Source organism: Okeania sp. SIO2B9, from assembly GCF_010672505.1.
Taxonomy (GTDB): domain Bacteria; phylum Cyanobacteriota; class Cyanobacteriia; order Cyanobacteriales; family Microcoleaceae; genus Okeania; species Okeania hirsuta.
The window spans coordinates 1-12,174 of sequence record NZ_JAAHGK010000058.1; the positions used below are offsets into that span (position 1 = coordinate 1).

General features: G+C 34.6%; 11 protein-coding genes. 7 read left to right on the plus strand and 4 right to left on the minus strand.

The annotated features are described in order from the left end of the window. The 3 genes from F6K13_RS03985 to rbsK form a co-directional block, all read left to right on the plus strand. Positions 1 to 1,057 (plus strand): sensor histidine kinase (locus F6K13_RS03985; protein ID WP_287286865.1); only part of this gene is annotated, 1,057 nt, incomplete at its 5' end. Beyond that, complete coding sequence (locus tag F6K13_RS03990) at positions 1,041 to 1,211, plus strand: hypothetical protein (RefSeq protein ID WP_161564703.1); 171 nt, start codon at positions 1,041 to 1,043, stop codon at positions 1,209 to 1,211. The genes F6K13_RS03985 and F6K13_RS03990, both read left to right, overlap by 17 nt. Before the next feature lie 992 nt (positions 1,212 to 2,203). Then, positions 2,204 to 3,118, plus strand: a complete 915-nt coding sequence (gene rbsK / locus F6K13_RS03995; RefSeq protein ID WP_124147240.1) for a ribokinase — start codon at positions 2,204 to 2,206, stop codon at positions 3,116 to 3,118. An 82-nt stretch (positions 3,119 to 3,200) separates the two neighbouring features. On the opposite strand, the gene F6K13_RS04000 is transcribed toward rbsK, so the two are convergent. The 3 genes from F6K13_RS04000 to F6K13_RS04010 all read right to left on the minus strand — a co-directional run bounded on the left by F6K13_RS04000 (position 3,201) and on the right by F6K13_RS04010 (position 7,021). Continuing rightward, on the minus strand, positions 3,201 to 3,821 hold the full coding sequence (locus F6K13_RS04000; RefSeq protein WP_124147241.1) for a lecithin retinol acyltransferase family protein: 621 nt from the start codon (positions 3,819 to 3,821) through the stop codon (positions 3,201 to 3,203). Between the two features lie 15 nt (positions 3,822 to 3,836). After that, positions 3,837 to 4,655 (minus strand): hypothetical protein, encoded by an 819-nt coding sequence (locus tag F6K13_RS04005; protein ID WP_124147242.1) that lies wholly within the window; start codon positions 4,653 to 4,655, stop codon positions 3,837 to 3,839. Positions 4,656 to 5,074: 419 nt separating this feature from the next. Continuing rightward, the gene (locus tag F6K13_RS04010) at positions 5,075 to 7,021 is read right to left on the minus strand and encodes an FAD-dependent oxidoreductase (RefSeq protein WP_287286867.1); all 1,947 of its coding nucleotides are present in this window, start codon (positions 7,019 to 7,021) and stop codon (positions 5,075 to 5,077) included. Between the two features lie 376 nt (positions 7,022 to 7,397). Between F6K13_RS04010 and F6K13_RS04015 the strand changes: the two genes are divergently transcribed. The 4 genes from F6K13_RS04015 to F6K13_RS04030 all read left to right on the plus strand — a co-directional run bounded on the left by F6K13_RS04015 (position 7,398) and on the right by F6K13_RS04030 (position 11,763). Continuing rightward, positions 7,398 to 7,532, plus strand: a complete 135-nt coding sequence (locus F6K13_RS04015; protein ID WP_287286869.1) for a hypothetical protein — start codon at positions 7,398 to 7,400, stop codon at positions 7,530 to 7,532. Positions 7,533 to 8,140: 608 nt separating this feature from the next. Continuing rightward, positions 8,141 to 8,428, plus strand: a complete 288-nt coding sequence (locus F6K13_RS04020; RefSeq protein WP_287286870.1) for a hypothetical protein — start codon at positions 8,141 to 8,143, stop codon at positions 8,426 to 8,428. Between the two features lie 503 nt (positions 8,429 to 8,931). After that, a complete protein-coding gene (locus tag F6K13_RS04025; RefSeq protein WP_124144119.1) occupies positions 8,932 to 9,159 on the plus strand; it encodes a hypothetical protein in 228 nt (75 codons plus the stop codon). Positions 9,160 to 9,711: 552 nt separating this feature from the next. After that, positions 9,712 to 11,763, plus strand: coding sequence for a TrkA family potassium uptake protein (locus F6K13_RS04030; protein WP_287243246.1), 2,052 nt, complete (start codon positions 9,712 to 9,714; stop codon positions 11,761 to 11,763). A gap of 100 nt (positions 11,764 to 11,863) precedes the next feature. Here F6K13_RS04030 and F6K13_RS04035 read toward each other — a convergent pair. Continuing rightward, positions 11,864 to 12,174 (minus strand): hypothetical protein (locus F6K13_RS04035; RefSeq protein WP_287286871.1); only part of this gene is annotated, 311 nt, incomplete at its 5' end.

A 12,174-nucleotide genomic window follows, 5' to 3' on the forward strand; every position in this document is an offset into this window, starting at 1 on the left:
TATCGGAGTTTTGTACTTGGAAAATAACTTAATTACAGGTGCATTTACTCCAGAACGTTTGGAAATATTAAGGCTTTTATCATCTCAAGTAGCAGTGTCTTTAGAAAATGCAATCTTATATACTTTTGTAGAGCAGAAAGTACAAGAAAGAACTCAAGAATTAAATGAAAAAAATCTACGACTAGAGCAAACATTACAACAGCTACAACGCACTCAATATCAATTAATTCAAAGTGAAAAAATGTCTAGCATAGGACAATTAGTGGCAGGAGTAGCCCACGAAATTAATAACCCTATCGGTTTTATTTATGGAAACCTTTCTCCCGCTACTGAATATGTTTCTGATTTACTTAATTTGATTGATTTATACCAAGAAAACTATCCTGAACCTGTAGAAGAAATTCAAGATGAAATTGAGGAAATCGAATTGGAATTTATCGTAGAAGATTTACAAAAACTTTTAAATTCCATGAACGTAGGTGCTGAACGTATTCGAGATATTGTCATTTCTCTCCGTAACTTTTCACGTCTAGATGAAGCAGAAATGAAACCTGTAAATATCCATGAAGGTATCGATAGTACATTTCTAATTTTACATACTCGTATTAAGGAAAAGTCAGATAAACGTGAAGTGGAAATAGTCAGAAATTATGGTCAGTTGCCACAAGTTATCTGTTATGCTTCTCAAATGAATCAGGTGTTTATGAATTTATTCAGTAATGCCATTGATGCTTTAGCATTTTTGCGAGATAAACAACAGGAATTTGACCATAAACCTACTATTACAGTTTCTACTGAAGTGACAGAGTTAAACACAGTAAAAATCAAAATTAGTGATAATGGCAGTGGTATTAATTCTGAGACGTTATCCAAGATTTTTGACCCATTTTTTACTACTAAACCAGTGGGTACTGGTACAGGTTTAGGGTTATCAATTAGCTATTCAATTGTAGTAGAAAAACATCAGGGGAATTTGAGTTGTATTTCTGAAATTGGAAAAGGTGCAGAGTTCATAATTGAAATTCCTATTACACCAGTTAGTGGTAATTATAGTTAGAATAAAGAAGGAAGAAGGAAGAAGGAAGAAGGAAGAAGGAAGAAGGAAGAAGTTAGAAAGCTTTTTAATTAATGAAGCAAGTATTATACCAATTCCCAAAAATAATGCTATACTTCCCATGGAACTTCAGTTATTAAGTAATAATAATGGTTGAATCATATTTATGACTATTATCGGCATTCAACCAAGATATCTTATCTCTTTTTACCCTACTACCTACTCCCTACTCTCAAGGAGATATAGCAAGAATGCATGAGAAATGGTATTAGACATCTCCAAAAATTCTCAAGCACTGACTATAAGTATCTTTTGGGGAGCGATAGCCATCTCCTCAAGATAGTCATTTTTTACCGAAAAGCGACGTTGAAAGCCCCCGTGTTTTAACATAAGCTTTATAAACATCTTTCTTAACATAAAACTTGACAAAAAAGACAAGCTATGTATAGGTATGGGAGCGGCTTTTTTGGGAGAAAATTGTATTTAAAAATACACTTTTTTGAGGGCTGTAGACAAAATCCTTGCTTCCCACACCCCCACCCTCCTCACACTCCCCACCCTCCCACAAGGGTTTCAGGAGTTCCTTATAAGGGATAGGTGTTTTAACCGGGGATAGTTACTGTTAATTATTGACTATAATTATACTTTTTTTATTATTTTTTTTATACCTAAATTATGAATAATACTAGTATCAATGCTCCTATTATTAGTCTGGCTAAACTACATATTGTTAATATTACCTCTTCATAATTAAAAGAATTTAGAAGCTGTAACGTTTTAGTTATTATATTTTAGGCGTTGCTGATTCTGGATATGATTTTGCCCCCTTAACCCCCCATAATTGGGGGGAATAAAACTCTAAAAGTCCCCCAAAATTGGGCGCATTCATACTTCAATTCAGCAACGCCATATTTTAGATAAACTCAGGATTTAGCGATCGCCTCTCCCCATTGATTTAGTAACAAATCAGAAGATCAGATTAGGGTAGTTTCGCTATTTATATCATGTCCGGATAAGAGCGATCTGGAAAAAACTTATCCAGAGTGCTTAAACAGTAAATCTTTATATTTTCCCTACTCCCCTACTCCCCACTCCCCCGCTCCCCTGCTATTTTAATAATAAGTATTCAACCGGACATGATATTACTTTATGAGCATAATTATTTTTGGCAGCATTAACATTGACTTGATTGCAACGACTCTCCGCTTACCGACTCCAGGAGAAACTATTAATGGCAATAACTTTTTGACGGCAGGTGGTGGTAAAGGAGCAAATCAAGCTGTTGCTGCTGCTCGTCTTGGCATTACAACAACAATAGTGGGGCGGGTAGGAAATGATAGTTTTGGGCAACAACTTCTGACAAGTTTGCAAACTGCTAATGTTGACACAACAGGAGTGGTAGTTGATCAGAATATTCATACGGGGGTAGCGGTTATTGCTGTGGATGCTCGTGGGGAAAATAGCATTATTGTTGTTCCTGGTGCTAACCATAGTATTAATAATACAGATGTGGAACGCCTGAGAAATTTGCTATCGGATGCCACAGCTTTACTTTTACAGTTGGAAATTCCCCTAGAATTTGCTATGAGTGCAGCAAAAGTAGCTCAAAAAATGGGAGTGAAAGTTATTCTCGATCCAGCACCAATGCCAGAAAAATTTCCCAATGATTTTTATAATTTGATTGATATTATCACTCCTAATGAAGTTGAAGCAAGTCAACTGGTTGGGTTTACAGTAAACGATCGAGAAACTGCTACTCAGGCAGCTATTGAATTATGTAAGCGTGGTGTGAAAAATGCTGTGGTAAAAATAGGCGATCGGGGAGTTGTTTGTGCAACTGAAGAGGAAACATTTTTTCAACCTGCTTTTGTAGTAGAAGCGATCGATACTGTGGCCGCGGGTGATGCTTTTAATGGTGGTTTAGCAGCCGCATTGGATACAGGTTTGTCATTAAAAGATGCTGTGAAATGGGGTGCTGTTGCTGGTGCTTTATGTGTTACGAAATCAGGCGCTCAACCTGCTATGACAGATAGAAAAACATTTGACAATTTTCTTTTAAAGTAGGTTGGGTAGAACGAAGTGAAACCCAACTCCCTGATATGTTGGGTTTCGTTACCTCAACCCAACCTACAAATACTTATTTGGATCAATTTATTCTCTTCAGCGTCTTGCAGCTACAGGATTCATTGATAGCAAGTTTATGATAATCATGTTTTTCTAACGACAATACGGTTGAAGTTGCAATACCTTTTCTAATGAAGGGTGTCCCACGAGTCCCAAGCACATACAGACCAGCGGCAAGTGCAGGCAATCCCATTCCTAATCCAAAGGGAGGGGGTAAGGGTGATACAGCATACGCAGTCAGTATAGCTGTACCAACTAATTGCCATCCTAGGTCTGATTGTTCGCTTGCTTTGGAACCATAAAGACACCACATTACAAAGTGTTCACAATTGTTGTATACGAGATGGTATTTGTCTTCGCCCAACATTGATAATGCTCTTTGTACAACTTCTCTTCCATTTACGACTTCTTTTCCATTCTGTTGTGATTGACAATATTCACATTTGCATGGATGGGAAAGAATAAAGCAAGGATCTCCATCGTGAAAGATATTTATAGATGTTTTAGCGATTGGTTTTTTATGTATTACCTTGTCACCCCACCCCACATAGTGAACCACTTCGCCATTCCCAACATATATCCCATGATGTTCATAAAACTCAGATTTGCAGATAAGGTGTGAACCTAAAGGTATATTTTCCATGTAAATTATCCTAATTTATTGAAGTAATATAGTTAGTAATCCAAAGATGCAGGAATGTAAAAATATCCAGAATAAGATTGGTATGAAATCAAGCCTAAAACTATCATTTTTATGTGATACCCAAAATGCGATTGCATTTCCTAAAATGATAAGTGCGAGTGAAAAAATTATCGATAAATTAAAAATTGGAGAAAAGCTTGATACTGGCTGTCTGGATAAAATAAATTGAAAGAATATTCCAACTAAAATTGGAAAATATCCGGCTATAAAAAGATAAAAATATTTTTTTTTACTTATTGTTTCTTGTCTATTATTATACAATTTGTTGGCTATTAATATATCTGCTGCACTTGAAATTAGATACATAGGAATAAGAATTAAACTTCCTCCAAAAATCCACTTTGAAACAGAAGCAATATCCGCAGTAAGAAATAGTTTGATAAGTATTGCTAGACCCCAAAATAGATAAATACCAGAAATGGCAAACCCCCCTCCTGCCAACAGCATTAAAGCAAATGATCTAGGAAAAATTTCTTCTTCCCCTACTATTACTGAAAAAGTAAATGATGAGACCACACATCCAAAAAAACCGATAAGAAACGCTATACTTGACCAATCACGCAGTAAAGTATTATTGGGCATTGGGATAGTACTTTGTACAACAAGCACAACAGCAGTAAAAGCAAATCCAGCTAAAACAGAAGCAATATTAACATAGTTTTTTGCTGTCTCTGTAGAGTTCCAGTATTTTTTCAGTTTTTCTGAGCCTTGATTACTATAACTTGTTCTGCTCATATAGTTATTCTTTTTTCTTTTTCTATCATTTTCTATCATATAGTATTCTTTTTTTATTATTATATCTCTGGCAAAACATCCCTCCCGTATATAGCTCCGAACCTACATCATTGAAAAATTTTTTTTCAAAAAATATTAACTATCAAATTGTTTGAGCTTTGATTTAAAAATAAATTTTTATATTGAAAGGCATCAAGTACAAGACTTCCCCCCCAATATCACTAATGAACCTACAATGAACATATCCATGACTTGCTCCTCTTACAAGGTTTCCATTTTCCGACTCGCTTCAAACGAAATACTAAAGTTGACTTCATTCTCCCTGGCTCCGATTTCGGAAGGTTTCCATTTTCTGATATCGTATGGGTAAATGCTCATTCTTCTCTACAGATAGCGTATTGCCTAAGAATTTGCCTAAGTCCTGACTATGCAGGACTACCCTCTCCTACTCCCTAAAATCAAATTTTAAGAATACCTTCTGGGTTTACTGATAGTAATTTTCGCTTTTGTAAACCCTCTCTAGAAAGAATTTCATTTGCTGCTAATAACCCACTACTAACAGCTCTTTCCATTAAACCACAGGGAAATGGCATTTTTACCCAATCTCCAGCAAATATCAAATTATCAACGCCACTATTAGTTTCTGGACGTTCTTGATAACTACCTGGAGGATAACCGGAAAAATTTTTCTGATTTACCAATTCCCGATGCAGCATATTAGCATCCTTTAATTCAGGCACAATTTCATACAATTCCTGTTCAAAAGTTGTCAGTAAATTTTCCTGAGTAGGAAACTCTTTTTCTTTGTAACAATAAGCGTGTAACTCTACTACACTACCCCCTGTTTTTTCGTGCCATTTAATGAATTGTTCTTGAATGCGATGATAGAGAGTAATACTATCAGTTAATTGATAGCCGGATAGAGAAGTAAAATTACTATTTTTCCACTCAAAATCTTGGTCAAACCAAAAACGACAGACAGCAAATGGATCGGCTATATTCAGTTTTTTCACCCGGTCTTTTACTTGTTGATTGACATCTCCCTCCATCAAATTAAATAAGTGTTTAACTCCTGGAACATCCGTAGCAAATACATAATAATCTGCCTGAATTTCTGTAGGAACAATCTCAGATTTATTTTCTGTTATCCCAACTAACTGCACCCGATATTCTCGACTTTGAGTGATTTTGTAGCGCGATAAATTTCGTTTTTCTGGACCTGCTAATACTTTTCCTTTTCTGTCATAAACTGCTCCATGACAAGGGCAGTAAAATTTGTCATCTTCAGCTAATTTAACAGTACAACCTTGATGAGTACAAGTCAGAGAAATAGCCTCATCTGAACCAGCTTTAATAGCAAAAAGCCGATCGCTCGATCCAAAATAATCAACATCCTGTTTATTGATTTCTAAATTACGTTCTACCCAGAAGGGAATTAGACTTTTAGCTTCTCCTAACTGATAGCTAATAGAATCAACTTTACCTTGTTTCCAATTAATTTTACTAATACCAATATCCGTAAAAATTTTGCCCCCCCGACTTTTAATTTCTTGAGTAATAGGTTGTACTAAACTTGTACCCATATCTTGCTTCGTACCATTAAAAGCTAAACCTTCTGGATTACCAAAAAAATAGAAGTGAAAAAACTGCATTAACTCCGCAACGCTCAATTTATCTGGAGCATTAAGACTTGATTTCGCAAAAGGTAAAAAATATAAATCATACAATCCTTGAGGAAAATCTTTTTCCACCCATTCAGCTACAGATAAATTGTCAAGTTGCTGATAAGTATTCTCTACTTTAAAGCCACCAATAGCCTGAAAAACTTCCCAATGTTTAGGCTTTACTAAATTGATTCCCCATCTGAATCTATTAGGAGAAGAAATTGCTAAATATACAATATTCCAAGGAAAGGCAGAACTGCTAGGGCGAAATACTTCTGGGTCATATTTCCCTTCTCTAAACACCATGGAATAAAACTCTAAAGACTTAAAATTATCCGTAATATTCAACTCTGATACTAAACTTTTTAGATTGTAATATTGAGGAAAAAAACCGTGAAAGCCATGTTCCATCATAAATTTTTCTTCCCCAAAATCAACAGACCAACTAGCAATTTTTCCTCCTAGTTGTGGGGATTTTTCTAACAAAGTAACCCTAAAACCTCGCTGACTAAGTTCATAAGCACAAGCTAATCCTGCTAATCCACCACCAACTACTACCACGCTTTTAGATTTGTTTAAATATCGTGGTAAGTCCAGGTTATCTTGTACAAAAACTGTTGGTTGTGGTTTGGAAAATCTAGTATAACCCACTAGACCAGTGGCAGAAGCAACAGTAAATAATTTGAGTATTGTTCGTCGCGAAACTGATTGTAATGACTTGAGATTATTGAATTGATTCATCAGCAATTAATTGATTACTGTTTGAAATTTTAATTTGGCCGATTAGAGCTTCGATACATTGTAATTTAGTGCATGATTTTTGCCTATCAAAATATAGAATGCTTAAGCTTTTCTCAAGTTTTTGGATAACAAAGGATTGGAGAATATGGTCTAAATAAAGGTAAGCATTTCCTGCGGAATGCGCTCCCATTCAGCTATTAGCAGTCAGCTCTTCGGTGCGGAATGCGAGAGCATTCAGTTTTTGAATGAATAAAGTAAAAATTCGTTTAACTTATACTACATTTTCCACCCATAAATTGAAGCACAAGAAAAACTTGTTTTGAGTTTTTAACCCATACAATTAAAGCTAATGAAGCTGATAGCTGATAACCTAGTTATGACCATAACAGGCAAGTTGGCGGCTGATACCAAATCTGCTTTAGCTAAACCACAAATAGGTCAAATAAAAGCCATCAAGCTTTTTTCAATAAAATATGTGGTCTGTAGTAAACGGATTTGGTATGAATTCTGACAAATAAACAATCTATAAGTCTAGTATTTTTACCCTCGATTCTATTTTTATATATCTGGTATCAGGTTCTAATAAATACTTATATAGTGTTTTGATCTGGGATGTGGAAACCAGGTACTATTAAAAAGGTATGGAGGGAATAGTAAAGGAGATAAAACAGCATAAATAGTAGCAAAAACCAGGATAGAAGATACTCAAAACAGCGCTTTTTTTCTTAGAAAAAACCTCAATCTATATTTACATCTAAGCTGAACGCTTTTGGATTTTTGGGATTATATAAAATCCGGTTATACAGTAATCGCAAAATTACTTTATCTTAATACAGATTTTCTATTAAACATCTCCAATAATCAAAAATAAAATCAATTATTATCCATAAATTATCAATTATTTCCCCTGCTCTGTACGGACGTTGCATGCAACGTCCCTACTTCCTGCTCCCTCTTTTCGAGGAGATGTCTATTGAATACGAATTTAAAAATTCATGCTATTCAAATCCTTTCTTTCTCCTGACTCGGTCGTTCCCCTCCTGGGAGGGGGAGGGGCGAGGGGTGGGTTGACTCCTGACTCCTCAGCTATAGGATAACTAATCATCCGGATTTGATATTATGGCGTTGCTGAGTGGTAATGATTTTGAGATTAAATTTGGGCACAAAACATCAGTTTTTCAATTTTACCTTCAGCTAATAGACATCTCCAAGAATCAAAAATCAATATCTATATCCCAAAGAAATTATCAATTCTTCCCCTCCTGGGAGGGGGAGGGGCGAGGGGTGGGTTCCCTACTGCCTACAGCAAAGCTGCCTACTCCCTATGGGTGGAGTAGATGTCTAATTATCATTACATTTAAGCAACGCCGATATTATTTCTGTTCTTTACCAGACAAAGATGAATAAAGACTATATCTAAAGGTAGAACTTTCTGACAAGCGATCGCTCACTCTTAGTTATAGCGCTGCGCGCAGGCAACAGGCAACAGGTAACAGGCAATAGGGAACCCACCCCTCGCCCCTCCCCTTCCCAGGAGGGGAATAAAAAGCTTATAATATAAAATTTTTAGCTATTGGATAATTCCTGCAATTTGTAAATATGCCAGCGCACATTGCTATACAACATTACAGTAGTAATTGTATATACAAATTTTATCGGTGCAGTTACTAAGTTAGTTGCTATCCTTAAATCTAGCGAAAGATGGAGTTAATCATTAAAAAAAATTAAATACTTGACTAAGTTTAAATTAAAGCTATAATATTTGAGAAATAAATTTGCTTTATTGCTGATAGATAGTAAGAATAAAAATAGTATAAAATTATTCGATTCTCTTTAAATTGTTGATCTAAGTATTAAAGCAGATTTGATATATTCTAACTAAGAAAGATGACTTTTAGGAGCTGTATATAATGACAGATGTAATCATCAATCATGCTCAAAAATTTGGATTTTTTTGTAATCATGATTTACTCGGTTCTTGGCAGATAGTATCCCATCCCAGAACACCTATATGGAAACTACTCCAGCAAAAAGAAGACTGGTTGCTATTAATCTCGGATGAACCTCATCTAATTTTGTTACCAGAAGAAGTTATTGCTTTTTTAAGATGGCGTTGGTCAACCAAAAAAAATAATTAGCATCTACAAATTATTAATCAATTTATGTGTAGTGGATAATACCAATAAACATGATATAGCCACTGCCAGAGCAGTTAATGTATAGAGCGATGATGAATTTTAGAAGGGGAAAAATTTTTCCCACTGTTGCTTGTTGCCTGCTATATGAATAATTTATACCAGTTTAATAAATGTTTGCTATAAATAGCTAGAATCTTTCTAGGAGTCACCTAGTCAGAATAAATAGCTTAAATATCATTTCTTACTTTTAATATCCCTTTTTTATCTAAAGAAATATCTGACCAAAAATATTTTAATTCCTGTTATGATTAATCACATTTTTTTTTCACCCTTGGTATTATACCATTTATCAAAAAGAATGGTATACTTATACAAGACTTGAATGACTAAATAATTAGCAGGATTCCATAACGTTAAGAGCAATTATTAGCCAGTGAGTGTATATTATTCTTATGTTTACTACTGTCTAGGGACTTTGCATGCAACGTCCCTACCCACCCCTCTGCTCAAGGAAACATAGAAAAGTGTTTGAAATTTGGTATTAGATACCCAATGTCCTCATCAACTCCTAACAATCAATATCACAATACAAATTCAACAACTAATACTTTATTCTCACCATCAATAGATAGGTTTTTAATATGTGGGTTAGGTAGTTTAGGACAACATTGTGTAGCTGCTCTAAAAAAGTTTGGTGTAGTTGTTAACGCCATCGATCTTATACAACCTCAACATTGGGAAGTTTCAGACTTATTTTCACAGTTGAACCAATTAATTATTGGAGATGCAAGAGAACCTAGTATTTTGACACAAGGTCAAGTTCAACAGTGTCGAGCAATACTTATTGTTACAAGTAACGAACGAATAAATTTAGCGATCGCTCTAGCAGCAAGATTAATTAATCCTCAAATTCGTCTTGTAGTCCGTTCTGCAAAAGAAAATCTCAATCAACTATTAGGTCAACAACTAGGAAATTATGTAGCATTTGAACCTACGGAATTACCTGCACCAGCTTTTGCCGTTGCTGCTTTAGATTCAGAAATTATCGGTTTTTTTTACCTAGAAAAATATCAAATAAAGATAGTCAAACGTAAAATAAAACCAGATATGCCTTGGTATAATCGTCATGTTTATCAGCTCAATAATCGTCATCGAAAAGTCATTAGTTACGCGACTAATTATACTCAATTATTATCAGAATTTTATGATTGGGATAGTGATGAATTAATTCAAGCAAACGACCGAATAATTTATATTGAAAAACCAGATTTTTTGACTACTACAAGTAATCAAAAAAAATCTCAGAAAAACCAGTTTAAATTATGGGAAAGATTTCACTCAATTTTAAAAATTCAACCAACGGATGTTAAAAATCTAGTCATTAACTATTGGAATTGGATTCACGAAAACCCAATTCGTAACTTAGTTTTTTCTAGTGCCTTAATTTTAGTAATTTTCTTATTCAGTGGTACATTACTATTTTTGCTTTACTATCCAGAGGCAACTTTAAGAGAGGCTTTTTATAGCACAGCAGTTTTATTACTAGGAGGATTTGGAGATATTTTTGGTGGCATTAAACTAGAGCAAAATTTTCCTTGGTGGCTGCAATTTTTTAGTTTAATCACAACATTAGTAGGAATTATTTCTGTAGCTTTGTTGAATGGTTTAATTACAGAAAGATTGTTAAGTACAAGATTTAAGTTTACCAAAAGAAATCCTATTCCGACTCAAGACCATGTTGTAATAATTGGTTTAGGAAGGGTTGGTCAGCGAGTAGCTAGTTTATTACAAGGATTTAAACAGAAATTAGTAGCAATTAGTTCTACAGCAACTGAATCAGATATAACCCCTCAAATTCCTCTAGTTGTAGGTAATATAATTAAATCTCTAGAAAAAGTAAATTTAACTACTGCCAAAGGAATTATTGCTGTTACAAATGATGAAATGTTAAATCTAGAAGTAGCATTAATGGGTTACGCTGTTAATCCAAATATTCGTTTAGTAATTCGTACTTCTGAACAACGTTTTAGCAATAACTTAGCCAAACTTTTACCATATTCTACATTTATTTGTACTTCCGCTGTTGTAGCAGAAGCTTTTGCCGGAGCAGCATTTGGAGAAAATATATTAAGTTTATTTAGAATAGACCATCAAACAGTATTAGTAACTGAATATAATATTGAGCCAGGAGATACCTTAAATGGATTAATATTAGCTGAAATAGCTTATGGTTATGGAGTAGTAACAATATTATATCAAAAGCCACCAAATGAATCAAAATTAATGCCTTCAGATGATATTAGATTGACCGTAGGCGATCGCCTAATTGTTTTAGCAACAATTAATGGTTTAAAAAGAATTGAAAATGGCGAAATAAAACAACCTACTTGGCAAGTTATGATTGAATCTGCTCCATCAGAATATGCCATATTTCAAGGAGCAAATGAAATTATTGGTATTTCTGGATGTAGCATTAATCAAGCTAGAGAATTAATGAATAATTTGCCAGGAATATTACCTAAACCACTTTATAAACATCAAGCTCAAAGATTAGTTAGAACTTTGAAAAAAGCTTTTGTGAAAGCCAGATTAATCTCAGTATAGAACCAATTTGGGAGCCATTAAAAATCAGAAGATAACTCTTATAAGTTGATCTTTAACTGTAACGATTTGCAAACATTTATTTTTCAGTTCTACATCTCAATCATTTTGCTAATTGCTCATCTTGTTGGTAGTTTTCATTGTTGAGATGAACACGAAATTGACTTAACAAACTATAGACCAAAGGTGATAAAAGAATTCCCATCGCTATGACAAAAACCAAACCACTAAAGAGTGCATAGACAGAAGCAAATACTTTCGCGCTAGTAGTTGAGAGGGGACTAATTGGTCCCATACCACTAAGAATCATCGAAGCTTCTACTAGAGAATCTATCCAACTCAAACCCGCTACCCAATGATAGCCAATAATGCCCATCATAAGTCCTAGAGAGATAAAAAGTGCAGACAGGCCCA

Bases quoted from the DNA above. Each gene is read 5' to 3' on its own strand.
- F6K13_RS04030 (WP_287243246.1), top strand. From the start codon at position 9,712: ATGTCCTCATCAACTCCTAACAATCAATATCACAATACAAATTCAACA.
- F6K13_RS04000 (WP_124147241.1), bottom strand. From the start codon at position 3,821: ATGGAAAATATACCTTTAGGTTCACACCTTATCTGCAAATCTGAGTTT.
- F6K13_RS04020 (WP_287286870.1), top strand. From the start codon at position 8,141: ATGGCGTTGCTGAGTGGTAATGATTTTGAGATTAAATTTGGGCACAAA.
- F6K13_RS04010 (WP_287286867.1), bottom strand. From the start codon at position 7,021: ATGAATCAATTCAATAATCTCAAGTCATTACAATCAGTTTCGCGACGA.
- rbsK (WP_124147240.1), top strand. From the start codon at position 2,204: ATGAGCATAATTATTTTTGGCAGCATTAACATTGACTTGATTGCAACG.
- F6K13_RS04015 (WP_287286869.1), top strand. From the start codon at position 7,398: ATGACCATAACAGGCAAGTTGGCGGCTGATACCAAATCTGCTTTAGCT.
- F6K13_RS04005 (WP_124147242.1), bottom strand. From the start codon at position 4,655: ATGATAGAAAATGATAGAAAAAGAAAAAAGAATAACTATATGAGCAGA.
- F6K13_RS04025 (WP_124144119.1), top strand. From the start codon at position 8,932: ATGACAGATGTAATCATCAATCATGCTCAAAAATTTGGATTTTTTTGT.